The sequence below is a fragment of the Maribacter huludaoensis genome (assembly GCF_029350945.1).
Classification (GTDB): domain Bacteria; phylum Bacteroidota; class Bacteroidia; order Flavobacteriales; family Flavobacteriaceae; genus Maribacter; species Maribacter huludaoensis.
This window is the reverse complement of the sequence record NZ_JARKMS010000004.1, coordinates 318954-337417: the sequence shown is the minus strand read 5'-3', so window position 1 is coordinate 337417 and position 18464 is coordinate 318954. Positions and strand designations below refer to the sequence as shown.

Annotated in this window: 16 protein-coding genes, 1 tRNA gene and 1 pseudogene; 8 read left to right on the top strand and 10 right to left on the bottom strand. The window is 35.4% G+C overall.

The window, feature by feature from the left end:
• The first annotated feature begins 50 nt into the window (after positions 1 to 50).
• From PXC01_RS13705 to PXC01_RS13690, 4 genes are all read left to right on the top strand, one after another.
• Positions 51 to 884 carry a universal stress protein gene (locus PXC01_RS13705; RefSeq protein ID WP_276472848.1) on the top strand — a complete coding sequence of 278 codons (834 nt, stop codon included), beginning with the start codon at positions 51 to 53 and terminating at the stop codon, positions 882 to 884.
• Positions 885 to 889: 5 nt separating this feature from the next.
• Positions 890 to 1738 (top strand): universal stress protein, encoded by an 849-nt coding sequence (locus PXC01_RS13700; protein ID WP_276472847.1) that lies wholly within the window; start codon positions 890 to 892, stop codon positions 1736 to 1738.
• A 64-nt stretch (positions 1739 to 1802) separates the two neighbouring features.
• Entirely contained in the window at positions 1803 to 2642 is an 840-nt protein-coding gene (locus tag PXC01_RS13695; protein WP_276472846.1) for a universal stress protein, read from the top strand.
• A 314-nt stretch (positions 2643 to 2956) separates the two neighbouring features.
• The gene (locus PXC01_RS13690; RefSeq protein ID WP_276472845.1) at positions 2957 to 3595 is read left to right on the top strand and encodes a hypothetical protein; all 639 of its coding nucleotides are present in this window, start codon (positions 2957 to 2959) and stop codon (positions 3593 to 3595) included.
• Positions 3596 to 3605: 10 nt separating this feature from the next.
• On the opposite strand, the gene cls is transcribed toward PXC01_RS13690, so the two are convergent.
• Positions 3606 to 5015, bottom strand: a complete 1410-nt coding sequence (gene cls, locus PXC01_RS13685; RefSeq protein ID WP_276472844.1) for a cardiolipin synthase — start codon at positions 5013 to 5015, stop codon at positions 3606 to 3608.
• A 214-nt stretch (positions 5016 to 5229) separates the two neighbouring features.
• Complete coding sequence (locus PXC01_RS13680) at positions 5230 to 5415, bottom strand: hypothetical protein (protein ID WP_276472843.1); 186 nt, start codon at positions 5413 to 5415, stop codon at positions 5230 to 5232.
• A 381-nt stretch (positions 5416 to 5796) separates the two neighbouring features.
• Here PXC01_RS13680 and PXC01_RS13675 point away from each other — a divergent pair, with 381 nt between their 5' ends.
• The 3 genes and pseudogenes from PXC01_RS13675 to PXC01_RS13665 all read left to right on the top strand — a co-directional run.
• Positions 5797 to 6015: a hypothetical protein gene (locus PXC01_RS13675; RefSeq protein ID WP_276472842.1), complete on the top strand. Its 219-nt coding sequence runs from the start codon at positions 5797 to 5799 to the stop codon at positions 6013 to 6015.
• 55 nt (positions 6016 to 6070) lie between these two features.
• On the top strand, positions 6071 to 7753 hold the full coding sequence (locus PXC01_RS13670; RefSeq protein ID WP_276472841.1) for an ABC1 kinase family protein: 1683 nt from the start codon (positions 6071 to 6073) through the stop codon (positions 7751 to 7753).
• A 143-nt stretch (positions 7754 to 7896) separates the two neighbouring features.
• Positions 7897 to 8400 (top strand): annotated as a pseudogene (locus PXC01_RS13665) (MgtC/SapB family protein); the annotation flags it as partial.
• Here the strand turns inward: PXC01_RS13665 and PXC01_RS13660 are convergent.
• The 4 genes from PXC01_RS13660 to PXC01_RS13645 all read right to left on the bottom strand — a co-directional run bounded on the left by PXC01_RS13660 (position 8358) and on the right by PXC01_RS13645 (position 11700).
• A complete protein-coding gene (locus tag PXC01_RS13660) occupies positions 8358 to 9509 on the bottom strand; it encodes a glycoside hydrolase family 5 protein (protein WP_276472840.1) in 1152 nt (383 codons plus the stop codon). The pseudogene PXC01_RS13665 and the gene PXC01_RS13660 overlap by 43 nt on opposite strands.
• A 293-nt stretch (positions 9510 to 9802) precedes the next feature.
• Positions 9803 to 9876 (bottom strand) — tRNA-Pro (locus PXC01_RS13655).
• 167 nt (positions 9877 to 10043) lie between these two features.
• The gene (locus tag PXC01_RS13650) at positions 10044 to 10973 is read right to left on the bottom strand and encodes an alpha/beta hydrolase (RefSeq protein ID WP_276472839.1); all 930 of its coding nucleotides are present in this window, start codon (positions 10971 to 10973) and stop codon (positions 10044 to 10046) included.
• A complete protein-coding gene (locus tag PXC01_RS13645) occupies positions 10963 to 11700 on the bottom strand; it encodes a M15 family metallopeptidase (protein ID WP_276472838.1) in 738 nt (245 codons plus the stop codon). Before PXC01_RS13645 ends, PXC01_RS13650 begins: the two co-directional genes overlap by 11 nt.
• Before the next feature lie 103 nt (positions 11701 to 11803).
• On the opposite strand from PXC01_RS13645, the gene PXC01_RS13640 reads away from it, so the two are divergent.
• Positions 11804 to 13576, top strand: coding sequence for an arylsulfatase (locus tag PXC01_RS13640; protein WP_276472837.1), 1773 nt, complete (start codon positions 11804 to 11806; stop codon positions 13574 to 13576).
• Positions 13577 to 13666: 90 nt separating this feature from the next.
• On the opposite strand, the gene PXC01_RS13635 is transcribed toward PXC01_RS13640, so the two are convergent.
• The 4 genes from PXC01_RS13635 to PXC01_RS13620 form a co-directional block, all read right to left on the bottom strand.
• A complete protein-coding gene (locus PXC01_RS13635) occupies positions 13667 to 14488 on the bottom strand; it encodes a sugar phosphate isomerase/epimerase family protein (protein ID WP_276472836.1) in 822 nt (273 codons plus the stop codon).
• Between the two features lie 11 nt (positions 14489 to 14499).
• On the bottom strand, positions 14500 to 15222 hold the full coding sequence (locus PXC01_RS13630) for a gluconate 2-dehydrogenase subunit 3 family protein (RefSeq protein WP_276472964.1): 723 nt from the start codon (positions 15220 to 15222) through the stop codon (positions 14500 to 14502).
• A gap of 4 nt (positions 15223 to 15226) precedes the next feature.
• Entirely contained in the window at positions 15227 to 16948 is a 1722-nt protein-coding gene (locus tag PXC01_RS13625; protein ID WP_276472835.1) for a GMC family oxidoreductase, read from the bottom strand.
• 113 nt (positions 16949 to 17061) lie between these two features.
• Positions 17062 to 18429, bottom strand: coding sequence for a sialate O-acetylesterase (locus PXC01_RS13620; RefSeq protein WP_276472834.1), 1368 nt, complete (start codon positions 18427 to 18429; stop codon positions 17062 to 17064).
• Positions 18430 to 18464: the final 35 nt, after the last annotated feature.

Sequence of the window (18464 nt, the reverse complement as noted above, 5' to 3'; positions counted from 1 at the left end):
ACTATAATCTACCTAATGAAGGTAACTTTATTCTATTAAATTATAGTATTATGACACGTATTTTACTACCTACAGATTTTTCTGAAAACGCATTGACCGCTATACGGTATGCCCTAACATTATACAAAGATCTTAAATGCACATTTTTTCTATTGAACAGTTACATGCCACCGGTATATCATACAGAATATTTAATGGGGAGTCCAGCACAAATTGGTCTTGGAGATATTGTGCAACAGAACTCACAGGATAATCTTGAAGCACTAAAAAATACACTAGAAAAAGAATTTAATAATCCCTTGCACACTTTTATCACCCATTCTGCTCTTAATGTACTTTCTAGCGAAATTACTAGAACCGTAGAGGCAGAAAAAATAGATATCATTGTCATGGGTACGCAAGGTGCTTCTGGAGCTAAGGAAATATTATTGGGCACAAATACCGTACATGTCATTAAAAATGCAAAATGCCCAGTTTTGATCATCCCTTCTGGCTTTGAATATGAAGCTCCAGAACAGATACTGTTCCCAAATGATTTTGAGGTATGGCTAGACAAGAACAGTTTGGAACAACTACTAAAAATTACTCATTCTCATATCTCTCAGGTAAATGTTATACATGTTTACACAGGCGATGAATTAAATACGATACAAGAAAAAAATAAAGAACAACTTGCCAAGGTGTTATCCGAAAGTGGCTTTTTTCATGAAGTACCCAGTAATGAAGTTATTGCTGCCATCAATGAATTTCAGATCAAACAAAAAATAAATTTATTGGTAATGATACAGAACAAACACACCTTTTTTGAGCGTTTGTTCATTGAGCCTGTCATTAAGAAAATAGGCTTTCATGTAACCGTTCCATTCTTGGTAATTCCACAATAAAAGCTATGAAAATTAAAAATATACTTGTTGCAACGGATTTCTCCAATGAAGCGTATAATGCCCTTTATTATGCAACACAGATTTTTGCCGAAAACCAATGTACTTTCTACTTGGTCAATGCATATGATGACATTGTGGTCAGTGCCAAAAATGCATTGTTTACAGATCAGAAAGTATTAAAAAAGCTTGAAGCCAACTCAAATGAAAACCTGACCAAAACCGTTCATAAAATTATTTTGGACACAGCTAACGATAAGCATTTATTCAAAACCATTTCAAGCAAAGGAAGTCTGTCTACTTTAATTTCAAAAACATTGGTGGATTACAAAATTGACCTCATTGTTTTAGGCAATAAAGGAAAAACAGGAGCCAAGGAACTGTTTATGGGCAGTAATACCATACAGATCGCGAATACCATTACACAGTGCCCAATCTTGGCAATACCCAAAGAAATTTCATTTAAACCTATAAAAGAAATTGCCTTTGTGACGGATTATAAAAAAGGATGTACCAAAAGCACGCTATCTATGTTATTAAACATTGCAGCCATTACAGACGCCTCGGTAGCGGTTCTTCATATCAATGAAGAAGAAATAATGTCTCCAAAACAAATTTCCAATCAGAAATTACTGGATAAATGTTTGCTCCACATACCACATAGTTATGATGAAATCTGGAACTACGCAGACAAAGCCAATGTTATTCAAGATTTTATAGTTGAAAGAGAAATAAATATGCTGGCAATGTCTTATCACCGTAGAAGGTTTTTTGAACGTTTTTTACATGAACCTGTAATAATGGATTTAAGTATCTATGCTACAGTTCCGTTTTTAATACTACCTGTACAGGACTGATATATATCATAGTAAATCAAATGGTTAGCGCATATATTTATTGAACCATCTAAATCATTCCATAATGAACAAGCGTATTTTAATACCTACGGATTTTTCTAAAAATGCCCTTAATGCCATTAGGTACACCATTGATTTGTATGCAAAACTTAATTGTGACTTTTATTTTCTAAACGTGTTCAGTTTTGAAAAATATACGACCAATAGTCTAAATATACCTGAAGAAGGAAGTGCAGAATACCTATTAGCAAAACAGGAATCAGAAAAGAAACTAGATAAACTGATCAACACCCTTAGCTTACATGAAGAGAACTTTAAACACAATTATTTTACAGAATCTACAGCGAACTTTCTTTCAGAAGCCATTAAGCAAAATATAAAAGAGAAAGATATTGATTTGGTCGCAATGGGGACCAAAGGAGCTACAGGCTCTAAAGGAGTTCTATTTGGCAGTAATACCGTTATGGCCATGGAGAAAATTAGAGAATGCCCTGTACTGGCTATACCTGAGCATGTTTCTTTCATGTCGCCTAAAGAGATTGTTTTTCCAACAGATTTTAAAGATGTCTATAAAAGATCAGAGTTTAAATACCTTATAGAATTGGCTAATATGCACAATGCCGAAATTTCCGTATTGCATTTAGAAAACAATAAAGAACTTACAGAAACCCAATTAAGCAATAAACAATTATTATCATCTATTTTAAGTGAGACTAAACATCAATTTCATACCTTAAAAGAGAAGAATTTGGGCAAGGGTATACAGCTTTTTGTTGAAAGTAGAGAAAGTGATATGGTGTCTTTCATTAACCGAAAACATATCTTTTTTGGTAGTGTCTTTTCTAAACCATTGATCAAAAAAATTGGTTACGATAGTGATGTACCCATTTTAGCATTACACTAATACGTTTCTTTGGTATTGACAATTATCAAGAAATATAATTTATACAAACATTTTAGACATTTCTAGTTGGTTGATGTCTAAGATTAAACCGTCAAAGAATTCTTTTCATTGGCGGTTTTTTATTCAAAAATATTTGTTGTAAGATTTAGAAATGCCAACGATGGAACTGCCATATACCGAAACTAGAAGAAAGTATTGACCTATTTCTATAAAACAGTCTAACAATTTTCTGTACTACAAAAGTGAACTGACAATGGTCATTTTTACAACCTTGGATATAAAGTATCTTCGACAGAAATAAAACATACTGTGTTATGAAAAAGTTTATGGTTTTGTTCTCTTTAATGTTGATGGGCTGCTCATCTATCAGTTTAGTTGAAAATTGGAAAAATCCGGATATTGTACTTTTCAATGCCAACAAGGTTTTGATTGTAGGTATGGCTCAAAATAATGATACTCGAGAAAACTTTGAAAGCAAACTACAGAAAGAATTTGCTGATAGAGATGTTGAAGCATGGCGTAGTGTAGATATATTTGACCTTTCTCTGACAGATTCACGTAAGACGGACAAAGAATTAGATGATGTAGAACAAAGTCTTCTAGACAAAGATTTTGATGCCATTTTACTTACAAAGATTATAGGATCAGAAAATCGTGAAAGTTTTGTAAAATCTATTTCTAGATGGGATGACCACCAATCTAGATTTAATGATGATTACCTAGAACACCAAGGTATATATTACGACGATAACTACTATGAAAAATTTACTGTTTACCATGCAGAGACTACCTTATATTGTATCTGCGAAGGAAAGGAAAGAGCCATGATTTGGAGAGGTATTATTGAAATAATAGAGCCAGACAACATTGACAGAGCCATAAAAGATTACGTGAAAATGATTGTTGTGGCTATGGAAGAACAAGATTTGGTATTTACCTCACAGATAGAGTAAAAAAGCCATTCTAAAATAACGGACTTAATACTCTGCCCACACCTTGTTTCAACTTTTTGCCCCATGATCGTTTTACATATTCATCATAGAATAATTCGTTGCTTACCTTACAATCATTTAAAAAGTCTTCTTTTAAGAGCTTAGCCATCTTACTATGATACATAATAGCATTTACCTCATAGTTCTGTTCAAAACTACGGTCGTCTAAATTTGCCGTACCAATAGATGATACAGCGTCATCACTCACCATTATCTTACTGTGTAAAAATCCATCAGGAAAAAGATATATTTTAATTCCTGCTTTCAAGAACAACTCAAAATAAGATTGAACCGACCAACTTACTACTTGATTATCTATTTTTTCTGATACCAACAACCTTACATCTACACCACTTAAAGCTGCTGTTTGTAACGCTCTTACCATTGCCTGTCCAGGTATAATATATGGGTTGGTTATATAAATATAGTTCTTTGCCATATTTATCATGGAGAAATAAGTTTGTTCCAACACCGGAAAATCATCATCTGGACCACCGGCAACAATTTGTACCAATTCATTAGCTATAGGCTCAATAGAATCGTTCTGCTTTATTGAGATAGGCTCTAGCAATTTTGTGCTGACCAAATACCAATCTGTCATAAATACCTGATCCAATTGTGTCGCTGCAGAACCTTTAAGCCTCAAATGCATATCATGCCATTTACCTAAGCCAACTTGACCTTTTAAATATTTATCAGATACATTAATGCCACCGGTAAAAGCAATTTTACCATCTACCACAATTATTTTACGGTGATTTCTAAAATTCAATGAATAAAAATACCTGCCAAATTTAAAAGGCAAAAAAGAGTATACCTCTACCCCTATCTCTAAAAGTTTTTTCAGGTATTTTTTACTTAATGAAAAACTGCCAATACCATCATATATCATTCTTACGGCTACCCCATGGGCTATTTTTTCTTCAAATAATGTTAGTAATCTATTGGCAAGATCTCCTTCTTCAAATATGTAATACTGTATATGAATTCTTGTAGTAGCGGCTTCTAATGCACTAAATATGGTTTCAAAAGTTGTTCTACCATCTTTTAAAATTTTTAACTCATTACCGGTAGTTGGTGGAAAATGAGAATTCTTATAACTAAGAGTCATTAATTTGCCATACTTGCCGTCAAATTCATTGATCTGCTCGGTACTTGGTTTGGGCATTTTACGAAACAAATCTTTTTGATGTTCAATAAGTTTATACCTCCTTCTATTTCTTCCCAATAACAAATAAAGAAATATACCCCCTACAGGTAGTGCAAAAATAGCTAAAAGCCATGCCAGACTTTTTGTAGGCTTTGCTCCATTTAATAAAATCGACAATACAATTGACAATGCTATTATTACATAAATACCTATAAAAATTGAAGTCCACATCTTTTTTGACATTTTCTCTGTAACCTGCTGTTACCCATATTGCTAGTAAGGTGCAAATTAAGATTCAATTTTCGTTTAAAATATGATAAATAACGGAATAACTTTATCTATAATCACGCATTACCGAACCAATGGAAATACTTGTTGATAAATACTTTGACGTCAATTTTAGTAGCATAAAAAAAACCGAGATTTTCATCTCGGTTTTTTTATATTATTTTAATGCTTTTCTAAGTTTTGCCTTATTACTTTTTAAACGTTTGGCAGAAGTTTTAAGTTTACTTTTAACTTTCTTTATTTCACTTTTCTTAGCGTCATTCTTTTTGGCCTTTTTCAATTTACTTTTTAAATCTTCTACTTTTTTTGCTGATTTAGTAACCTTTTTAATCTCTGCTTTCATGCTTTTAGTTAATTTATATTTATAGTGCTTATTTAAAAATGCTTTTAACAAGTTACAGTCAAAATATTATCATCTACTCCTATCTGTAATCTTCATAAAATTTTTTGCCTCTACAACCTGACCAGTTTGTATTATTTTATTTACACAAAATTAACATTAAATTTACATTGTAGCAAATCCTATTCTTATTAAATTTTCAAATCAGGCATCTTCCAAAATATGGAAAAATAAAATCTGAAGTTCATTTACATGACTTTGGTCATAACTTTTAAATGCTTTGTATTATAAATTTATCCTGTAATTCTAAACCTAAAATAAAGTTGCTACCGGTTAGTCATTTTATGTAAGTACCGTACAATTGCTTTTGACAATTATAAGAGCATGAAACAATTACACAAAATCTTAAATGAGATTACAACGCTAACCACTGATATTGAAACGAATTATCCAGAGCTCTATCGCTCATTGGATGAAAACCCAATGACATTGCCCGTTAGTCAACATCCACATATGGACAAGGAGGTTATGCAAGAATATCTAGAAAGCTTAAAACAAATGCTACATCATTATTTAGATGAGCACAAAACTCAAACTAAATAATTATACCGTATTAGCACACTTTTTCAAATTCTATCTTTTAAAAGACCAATTCTACATGGCCATATTAAGAATTCCCACCCAAAAAGAAATAAAGCGGTACGCCACTTTATTTAATATACTTGTTAAGTATGGCTTTGAAGATGTGTTATCCCATAGTCCTATTTTAAAATTTATTCCCAGCAAGTATCTAGAAAAACATCCAGAGACTAAAATAAACCTCTCATTTACTAAATACGAACGCATAAGAATGGTCTTAGAAGAATTAGGACCTACCTATATAAAATTAGGGCAGATTTTTAGCACTCGTGAAGATCTTCTACCGCTGGAGCTCATAGATGAGCTAGAAAAATTACAAGATCATGTACCCAAACTTAAAGACTTTGATGTTTTAAACACCGTTGAAGAAGAATTAGGAATTGAAAAATTCGGGTATTTTGCTACCATCGAATTAGAGCCGTTAGCTGCCGCATCTTTGGCACAGGTACATAGAGCGCAGCTGATAAATGGCGAAGCGGTAATTTTAAAAATTCAGAGACCACATATCACAGAAGTCATTGAGGCTGATCTAATGGTCATGAAACAGGTAGCCGATAGTCTTGAGAAATATAGTACGCAGGCAAAAGCTTTACAACCTATTCGTATTATAGAGTCTTTTGAGCGAAGTATAAAAGAGGAACTTCAGTTTGCACGAGAAATAGGCAATACCGAACGTTTTGCCAAAAATTTCGTAGGCAATGCGTTTATTCATGTTCCGGATATTTACAAGGAACTTTCTACAGATAAGATTATTTGTATGGAACTTATTGATGGCATTAAAGTTTCTAATATTGAAGCATTGATAGCAGCTAATATAAACCCCAAAGCTGTAGCAAAAATTGGTGTAGATCTTTATATTGAACAGATTTTAAATCATGGATTTTTTCATGCAGACCCTCATCCAGGTAATATATTTATAATTCCGAAAACCGAAAAAATATGTTTCTTAGATTTCGGAATGATGGGTACTGTTCTACCCAATGAAAAAGAATTTATAAACGACTTATTATTATATTTTCTTAGTAAAGACGTTAAAAAAATTATTACGTTACTAGAGAAAATTGCCATAAGAACGAACATACCCGATTATAAAAAACTAGAGCAGGACCTCTATCAATTACTTGAAGGGGTAAGTAATACCGCTATACAAAACATTAAGTTGGGCGATACCTTATCTCAATTTAAAGTTGTCCTATACGAGAATCAAATTATAATACCACATTACCTTTATATGCTTATTAGAGGTATAATTCTTATTGAAGGTGTAGGTCTTAAACTAGATCCTGAATTTAATATCACTGAAAATCTAGAACCGTATACAGCAAAGATTTTACGAAAGAGATTTAGTTTAAAATACCTGTTTAAAAAGAATCTTAATCGTTTAAAAGATATCAATGCCTTAGCAGATACACTACCTGATGATATTAACACCATCGTAAAAAAAATAAAAGATGGTAAGTTAGAAATTGTTCATGAACATAAAGGTCTTAAAGAGTTTCAGACAGCAACAAGTAAGGCTGTAAACCGTTTGGTGTTTGCAGTTATCATCGCAGCACTTTCCATAGGTTCATCATTATTGGTTATGGCAAAAATGCCTCCTTTAATTAACGGAATTCCGGTTTTAGGAGCCATAGGTTTTGTTCTATCTGCCTTGTTGGGGTTCTACATTGTAATCTCAATTTTTAGAAACAATCAGCTATAGAAGAAAAATACATGGGTGAATTTGAAAAAATAATTAATGTCTTAAACCCTTATATTTTAGGCGTACTCATTAGTTTGGGCATTGGTCTAATTTTAGGACTATAACGGGAATATTACAACTTAAAAGAAGATAAAGGGTTTGCCGGTATACGTGCTTTCCCCATTGTAGCCATTTTAGGTTTCACCCTTGGCAGCCTTACCGAAATTTACTCTTCTTGGTTGCCCATTATTGGTTTAGGCGCTTTTATTTTCTTTCTAGGCTTCAATCATTTACACAAAGAAACCGTTGAATACGAGCGTAGCTTTACTACCAACATTGCATTGATTTCAACTGTGCTTTTAGGTTTAATGGTTTCTGCCGAATATTATAGAAATGCAGTTGCTACGGCAGTTATCATTGTAACCTTACTTTCTCTGAAAACCCGTTTTCATACTATTATAAGAAATATTACTTCTGACGAGCTTTTTGCATTGATTAAGTTTTCAATTATAGCGCTATTGATTCTACCCTTTTTGCCCAATAACAATTACGGTCCAAATGAATTGATAAATCCGTTTGAGATTGGTTCTATCATCGTCATTGTATCCTTTACACTCCACTTAAATCACCTCGTAGCATCAACAATAGCATCTGCAATTTCTGGATAAACCCATTCTAATGTATTTCTATTGAAGATACCAAATTCACTGGCATTACCATTATCCCACCAAATGGGACAAATACCACGTTCTGCGCATAGATTTGCATAAAATTCGGCATGAGCCAAACGGTCATTCTCATTATTAGAAAAAGTAGATCCCCATTCACCCATAACTACTGCCCTACCTTCCGTTTCAAACTTAGCTTGAATTACATTAAATTCTTCGGTTAACTGCGCCTTATCTTCATCTGTACCCCATGTTGGATCAGTTCCTGCAAGACTGAATAAATAAGGTGAATAACTATGAATAGATACAATAATATTTTCATCATCATTAGGAACTAGATAATCTTCTAAGACATTTTCACCGGTTCCGGCCGCATAGGTAGAAACCATAATTTTTCGAACAGCATTATTACCTCCAGTTGCTCTAATTGCATCTACACTTACCTGATGATATTGGTTGACAACATCTCGCCCTTCTTCAGTACCACCTTCCCATTCTTCTGGAGATCCTTCATAACGGGGCTCATTCAATGTTTCAAAAATAACATAGTCGCCATAAGGTTTGAATTTATTAGCTATCTGTGTCCATATTTTTATCAACCTATCTTTTACGTAAGGGGCATTCTCATAGGTAGGCACAATCCATTCATCATCATGATGAATATTGATAATCACATACATATTATTGCTTAGAGCATAATTCGCAATGTTTTCTACCGTGTCTAACCAATCAGACTCCAAAATATAATCTGGCGCTGAACCGGTATGATATTGCCAAGTTACCGGCAATCGTAACGTTTTAAATCCTTTTGCAGCAATCGCATCAATCATTGCCTTAGTTGTCAAAGGATTTCCCCATGCCGTCACATCAACATCTTCTGTGTCTAATGTATTGCCCAAATTCCAGCCAGAACCCATGTCAAGTACAAATTCTTTCGGAGAGATTTCTCGCATAGTTCCGTCAATGATTTCATCTGATACGGAATCATCACTTGGTGTTTCAATATTGTCTATTTCTTCCGAAAAAGTATTCACTTGATTTTCTGTACTAGAGCATCCTATTAAAAAAGAGATACTCATAAGAATTATTAACGGGGAAATATTTTTCATTTACGCCTACTTTTCTAAAGAACGAATCTTGTATGATTACAACAACACTTGTTACTTGCTATATATTAATGAAATATAAGCAATTAGAAAATAAAATGCTATTCAAGACAAATACTCTACTTATATAGGCATTATTAATTAAAAGGGAATATAAATAATATACCCACGTTGCAAATAACAAAAGAAAAGCTATCGCTTTTTCATTTTTTGTTCCCAACCGCTTTCATAAGCTTTGCTTATGACGCTTTTGGAAACAAAAAATGAACTGCAAAACAGTTCATTTTCTTATTCAGTCGGGATGACAGGATTTGAACCTGCGACCACTCGACCCCCAGCCGAGTGCGCTACCGGACTGCGCTACATCCCGAAAATTTAAAGGAAGACTACCTTCCTAATTATATATAGTTTTTCAGCTACTTAAGATGAACTCTAGTGCAGTTTATCCTTAGCGTAGTAGAAGGGCTACACCCCGTAACTTCAATGACAATTGCTATCATTGAAAATCAGTTTGCAAAAATATAAAAGTAATTCGGTTTATAAACTATTAATCCAATCTATTAGATCAATTGGCCATTTTCTTAAAATAGGATCATCTTGGGCCAGTCCAAAACCATGTCCGCCTTTTTCAAAAAGATACAACTCACTCTTTGCGGTAGCCTTTATATTAAACATCGCATGAAAATATTCACTATTGGCTACAGGTACCACTTCATCGTCCATTGCATGTACCAAATATGTTGGTGGTGTTTCTGAATTGATATGAAATTGACTGGAATATTCGTGTATCATTTTTTCAGATGGCTCTTTTCCTAACAGATTATTCCTAGATCCTAAATGTGTTTCTTCACCCATAGTTATTACCGGATACATAAGTACCATGAAATCTGGTCTTGCACTTTCTTTATCTATTTCATCTATTGATTCATAAATACGGTTATTATACTTGGTACCTAGAGTTGATGCCAAATGGCCACCTGCCGAAAAACCTATGATGCCTATTTCATTTTTATTTATGCCCCATTCTCCTGCCCTACTTCTGACCATTTTAATAGCTCTTTGGGCATCTATTAACGGCACATTATGTTTATCTGTTTGCGTTTCGTCCGAGGGCAATCTATATTTCACAACAATACCGGCTATTCCTCTATCGGCTAAAAACTGGGCTACATCGGTTCCTTCCCAATCATAGGCTAAAATACCATATCCGCCACCGGGAAAAATCAACATCGCTTTACCATTAGCATTAGCTTTCTCTGGCAAGAATACTTCTAAAGTTGGTTTTTGAACCTTACTTATTCTTAGGATATCACGCTGTTCATGTACTTCTTCTATATTAGTTTCTTTTTGATTTGGAATGTTATCTTTTGGCCAAAGATCAATAGTCCGTTCCATAGTTGTACAACCAACTAAATGCAACGAGATCAGTAGCGAAGCGACTTTAATCGCTATACTATTATATTTCATTACAATCCCATTTAAAATTTGCTATTGGGTCTTTTGAAGCTCCTTGTAAATTATAATGCCACCACTCCGTTCGGGTAGACCAAAAACCATATTTCTCCATGGTTTCCTTTAGCAACTTTCTATTAGTCAAAATCTCTTGGGGCAAGTCAAAATTATCATGGTAGGCGCGTTTTCCAAAAAAATCAAAATCCGTTGGCATTTTAACCTCTGCCCCTTCCAGTGTTACCAATGTTATATCTACGGCCCCACCTTTGTTATGTATAGAACCTTTTACCGGGTTGGCTACATATTGCGGATTAGGGACTATTTTCCACATTTTATACTGCACAGAATTTGGTCTGTAGCAATCGTAGAATTTTATTTTTACACCATGTTTTTTAAACTCCTCATTTGCCTTTAGCAAAGCCTTCACCGTTTTAGCCCTAGTGTAACATTCGCCACAATCATACACCTTTTCTTTTAAAAAATTATTTTTGGTAGCGTAACGTAGGTCATAAGCAAAACCATCGCTATAGTCTGCTAAACGCACAAATGTAGTATCTGCTACACCCTCCAGATTTTTGAATACTGGTTTTTGTATCTTAGGTTCTACGATAGTATCCAATACGATATCATCTATTTCTTCCTTAATGGCAGCTGTATTTTCTTTCTTATTCTCTTCTTTACAACTTACCGTAAACATAAGTACCGCCATTACGGACAGCCCTAATATTCTATTCTTAAACATGGTCAAATTTATTTGTGTTTGAAGATACAGATTTTTGACAAAGGTGCTTTATCTTTAAAATAGTTTCAATGTATAATGACCGACTATCAATTAAAATCAACCCATGGCAAAGAATCTACTTGTAATTTTCATCATTATTTTGAACCTTTCCTGTGGTAAGTCATCACGTAACGAGCCAACGGTTAAAAAACCGAACATTATTCTTTTCTTAGCCGATGATCAAGGTTGGGGAGATTTAAGCAGTAGCGGAAATAACAACCTAAGCACACCAAATATTGATGCTTTAAGGACCAATGGAGCAACATTCAATAACTTTTATGTGCAGCCCGTTTGTTCTCCTACCAGAGCAGAAATATTAACGGGCAGGTATTTTACCCGTACGGGTGTTTACGAAACTTCTTCTGGTGGTGAGCGTATTAATATGAACGAAACTACGATTGCCGAAATACTGAAAAAAGCAGATTACCATACTGCTGCTTTTGGAAAATGGCATAACGGCATGCAACCGCCATACCACCCAAATAGCAAAGGGTTTGATGAATATTACGGTTTTGCATCTGGTCATTGGGGCAATTATTTTAGTCCTATGTTGGAACATAACGGTGCGTTGGTAAAGGGTAACGGTTTTTTGGTGGATGATTTAACCGATAAAGGATTGGAGTTTATTGAAAACAACAAAGCAAAACCCTTTTTTCTGTACCTACCATACAATACACCGCATAGCCCTATGCAAGTGCCCGATGAATTTTGGAACAAAATGAAAAACAAGTCTTTGAATTTCCTATCCGATGCAAATGATGATGAAGATCTGCAGTTTACCAAGGCCGCTTTGGCCATGGTAGAAAATATTGATTATAATGTTGGAAGGATTACCGATAAAATCAAAAAACTGAATCTTGAAGACAACACCATCATTATTTACCTATCGGATAACGGTCCTAACGCCTATCGTTGGAACGGAAACATGAAAGGTAAAAAAGGAAGTGTTGACGAAGGTGGTGTTCGTACACCTTTTTATATTCAATGGACCAAACATATTCCAAAAGGGCTGGAACTTAATGAAATTGCTGGTGGTATTGATATCTTACCTACATTGTGCGGTTTACTTTCTATACCCTATTCAACAGAATTTCCTGTTGATGGTGAAGACTTGAGCGCTTTACTATTGGGAAATAAATTTGAAGCTAAGGAACGATATCTTTTTAACCATTGGAACGGAAAAACAAGTGTTAGAAGTCAAAAATATAGACTAGATGATGAAAATAGACTTTACAATATTACTGTTGACAGAGCGCAAAAGAATGATATATCCAATGAAAACCAAAATCTGGTCAACAAATTTCTTGAAGCCAAACGTAAATGGGAAAACGAAACCATCACTACCACCAAACAGAATGATGATCGCGCTTTTACATTAGGTTATCCAAAAGCAATATATACTCAACTACCTGCTAGAGATGGTGAAGCACATGGTACAATAGAACGCAGCAACCGCTGGCCAAACGATTCTTTTTTCACCAATTGGAATTCTGTAAACGACTCTATTACTTGGAACGTTGATGTATTGGAAGAAGGTAATTTCCAGGTTGAAATGTACTATACATGTCCGCCAAAAGATTTGGGTTCAGTTGTAGAATTAAGTTTTGGCGATAGTAAAATCAAGGCTAAAATAACTGAAGCCTTTGATTCTCCTCTTGTTGGTAAGGAACATGATCGTGTATTAAGAATGGAGTCCTATGTAAAGGAATTTAAACCGTTGAATCTTGGTATAATTACATTACCTAAAGGCAAAGGAACTTTGACTCTTAAAGCTCTGGAAATGCCAAATAAAGCAGTAGCAGATTTCAGGTTATTGCAGTTTAAAAAAGTGGACTAAACTGCAAATATTAGATTTAAATTAAAGCAAATAAAAAAACCTCCTATTTATTAAATAACAGAAGGTTTTGCATTCAAGCTGGTAATTGGTTTATTTTAAAGTTTTTAAATACACCATACTTTTTGGTACCTGAGTTACCACATTCTTAGATTCGTCTTCAATAAACATATATTCAATACCTAATTTTTTAGCTTCTTTAACTATACCTGCAATATCTATTTGACCGGTTCCTAGCACCACATTGGTATCATTATCTTCATGACCGGTGTTATTGCCTTCAATACCTTTCTCCATATCCTTCAAGTGTAAAAGGGTAATTTTCTTTGGATATTTTTTCATTAATGCCAACGGATCGGCACCGCCATGTTGTGCCCAAAATACATCAAGCTCAAAAGTAAAGTCATTGGCATTCTGCGCCATATAGTCAAACAACGTACCACTTTTATAAGGTCTAAATTCATATCCATGTGGGTGATATGCCAAAACAAGACCGTTCTTTTTTAAAATCTTACCGGCCTTATTGAACACATCTGTGGCATGCGTTGTTTCTTCTAAATCCCATTTATTATCATCATGAGGTACCCATGCACACATTACATATGTAGCTCCAAAATCTTTGGCATTCTTGACTACTTTTTCAAGATTGTTTTCTAAATCGTCAAAACTAGCTCCAACACTTACCATTTCAAGGTCATTTTCAGATAGCAAAGCTTTAAAATCCTCTAACGGCATATCATAGGTTTCGCCACCTTCAATTTTGGTTATTCCCCACTCATTTATTAATCCTAAGGTGTTGGCAACATCCATTTTAAATTGATTTCTTAGGCTATACAATTGTAAACCTACCTCTTGGGCCTGAGCAAAAAATACACCACCTAAAAGGGTAGCGGTAATAATTATTTTTTTTATCATTTTAATATTGTTTATGTAAGTAAATTTCCTTCGTCATCCCATTCTGCAATGACGTTTCGTTTACTTTGGTCTACACATTTAGCTATCCATTCCGGATCATACGCAACACCATGTTGGTCAAGTACATCTTGGGGTACACCATCCCAAACATTTGGTGAATTCCCTTTATATCCTAAATCTGCAATACCCACTTTAGAGGTGTAATAACCAGTAACGGTCAACCCACGCATGGTATAGAAAAATTGAATTTCCAATGGCTGCTCGCTTAATGGCCTCTCAGTGTCATGCCAGCAAATTTCATCACATATCTGTTTTTTCTGCTCTAATGTAGCCGATTTGAATTCAGTACCATATTCTGTATTACTTTTATGATCCAACCACATTAAACCACCTAATAATGTAGGTGCCATTTCTGGAATATCTTTACCCATAAATTCTACAAGCTCAGGCACCTCTGCCTCAATGGGACCGCCATGTGGTTCTTTTGGCGGTAAAATTACCACACTTAGTGCCGCTATGGTTTCCATTTCATGTTCATTGAACAATTGCTCGGCATTTAACTTTTCTATGCGTTCTAGTTCTGCAGGTGTTCTACCAAAATATGTTTCACTACTAGCTACAATATCTTGGTCTACAGATTCACCATTTTCAGTCTTACATGAGTTGAAGACTAGCCCAGAGGTTGCCGCAGCACCGCCAAGTATTAAAGTTTGTAAACTCTTTCTTCTATCCATCATTCTAAATATTTTGTGCCTTTAATTGCTCAATGATATAATCAGACGCTCTCCATGAAAGCGCCATAATGGTCCAAGTACAGTTTTTATCCGCTTGGGAAACAAAGACTCCCGCGTCTACGATAAAAACATTATCTGCGTCATGTAACTGCTGAAACTTATTGGTTACAGAGGTTTTAGGGTCATCTCCCATTCTGGTGGTTCCTACTTCGTGAATAATTTCACCAGGTTTGTTTAAGCCGTAGTCTTTATCCTTGCCCGGTTTATCACCTAAGTAATGACCGCCCATGTTATGAATGATCTCTTCAAAGGTATCTTGCATGTGTTTGGCTTGGTTTATCTCGTATTCTGAATGTTTATAGTTAAACTTTAGAACAGGAATACCAAATTGATCTACCGTTGTAGGATCAATTTCACAATAATTGTCCTTATAGGCAATTGCTTCACCACGACCTCCAAAGCCTATTACTGATCCATAATATTTTTTAACATCATCACGTAGGCTATCACCATAACCACCGGATTTTAGGCCAAAATATTTGTTCATAGCATTGGGGTCCCAACCAAAACCGTAATTAGGTTGTCCCATACCTCCCCATACCTCTATATGATATCCTCTTGGAAAATTTAACTTAGAATTATCTCCCCACCAAGGCGAATATACGTGCATACCACCTACACCATCTTCATTGTACGATGTTTTTCTGTTCAATAATCCCGGAATTACTCCTGAGGCACTAGATCCTGTAGAATCGTGTAAATATCTACCAACTAGGTTACTGCTATTCCCCAATCCATTAGGATGCTGCTTACTTTTTGAATTCAACAATATTCGTGCAGAACTACAAGCAGAGGCGGCCAATACCACTACTCTACCTTTTAGCTTATATTCTTTTCGATCTTCTTTGTTGATATATGAGACACCGGTGGCCCTGCCCTCTTCATTAGTGGTAACCTCACGTACCATAGAGTTTACGAACAACTTGACTTGACCACCACTCTTTTGTGCCGGAAAGATCAAACAACTTCCCGCAGAGAAGTCTGCATAAATTTGACATGACCTACTACACTGCCCACAATAGAAACAAACACCACGGTCGTTATTAATTCTTTTTGTCAACATAGAAAGCCTACCAGGTATAACCGGTATGTTAGATTTCTTTGCACCATTAATGTAAAACAGCTCGTGCAATCTTGGTTTCGGGGGAGGAAGAAAAAATCCGTCAGGATCATTTTCTCTACCTTCATTGGTGCCAAAAACACCAATTAACTTGTCTAATTTATCATAATAGGGTTTAATATCTTCATAACCTATTGGCCAGTCATCGCCATGGCCATCACGTGTTTTTCCTTTAAAATCCTTTGGCCCAAAACGTAGCGAAATTCGCCCCCAGTGGTTGGTTCTACCACCAAGCATTCTTGCACGCCACCACTTAAATTCGGTTCCTTCTGCATGAGTATATGGCTCACCTTCAACTTCCCAGTCTCCCCATGACATATCCCATTCACCAAAGGCGCGGGTGGTCCCGGCTCCTCTTCTGGGGGAATCATAGGGTTGTTTTAATTGGGTCATGGTCTTTGGATCTGCCGGGTCAAAAAACGGACCCGCCTCTACAACAGCTACATTTAAACCTGCATCTGCCAATTGCTTGGTAGCCATACCACCACCTGCTCCTGAACCTACGATGATCACATCAAAGATTTCTGAAGATTCTTTTATTTGCATAATTTGAGTTTAGTTGATCATTACAATTTAACCATTAAATAAAATAAGTACCCGTGTTTTTAGCCGAACAACATTCGTTAATGGACAGACGCCAAAATATAAGACAAAGTAGTTTAATTTGTTTGTTCACTTGTAAATGTAGAGGTCGGTAAACCTGCTTTATTGAACAAGGTTGCTATGTCTTTACTTCTATAGGCATAACGTACTCCTTTCGGTTTTTTTACTTTGTTAGAGCTCAATATCACCAACCCATTTTTCAATTTCGCCTTTGCAGGGTGCCATTCCCCCAGTGCATTTGAAACTTCAAACAGTCTTATCTTTTTCTCTTTGCTATATAGTCCTTCCGCGTGATCGAACTTTACTTTTAGTCGTTGTCCATCTACTTCAAAAGAATTGAATAACGGACCGTACACTTCTTGTTGCTGCAAGAGACCGTACTTATTCTTAAGCGCAATATTCGCCAAACGCAAACCTACATCTTGTTTGTTCAAAGGATGTATATCTTCTATGGTACAAATATCGCTCGTCATTGCCATACCTGTATTTTTCAAGGCCAGTGTTCTTCTTTGTTGATCACGTACCACGCCCCCCGCAAATTCATGGTCATATTTAAATGGTGCTATTTGAACATAATAAAAGGGAAAATCATTGTTCCAAGCGTGTCGCCAAGATGCAACCATATTCGAAAAAAGTTCTTGGTAATTTTCTGCATTAGGTGTGTTAGATTCTCCTTGATACCAAATAGTCCCGCCTATTTTAAACTTGGTCAACGGCGCTACCATACCATTGTATAAAGATGACTTTTGTACGGTTACCCATTTATTGGGCTCTATTTTCTTGTGAGCTTCCTCCAATTTTGGGTAGGTCTCAAAAACCGATTGCGGCGTCCACACCTCAGCACTACTTGCACCCCAGGCGTTATCTACCAATCCTATAGGAATGTTCAACTCTTTATGAAGCTTTCTAGCAAAAAAATAGGCAACCGCGCTAAAGTCTTGCATAGTTTCCGGGGAACATGAAACCCATGTTCCAGCTACATCTTCCTGTGGATAATTGGCTGTTCTCTTTGCTACTGTAAACAATCGAATATTAGGATACTCGGCATTTTCAATCTCAAAATCCCTGTTCGCAATTTTACTGTTCGCACTCCACTCCATATTGCTCTGACCAGAACAAAGCCATACCTCACCTATCAATACATTTTTCAAGGTAATTTCGTTTTTACTCCCCTTAAAATGTATTTCATACGGTCCGCCTGCTTGTGGTGTATTTACTTTAAGCTCCCATTTTGCATCATTTCCTGTTTTAATTTCATGGATTTCATCGTTCCAACCCGTATAAATAGTAAATTCTTCGTTTGGATCCGCCCAACCATACAATAGTACATCGCTATTACGCTGTAAGACCATTTCACTAGAAAATATTTTGGGTAACGCAATTTCAGCCTTTGCAAAAGTGAACGCTAAAAGGCACAGCATCATGAGTGTAAACCGTAAATTCATTAGATCTAATAAAA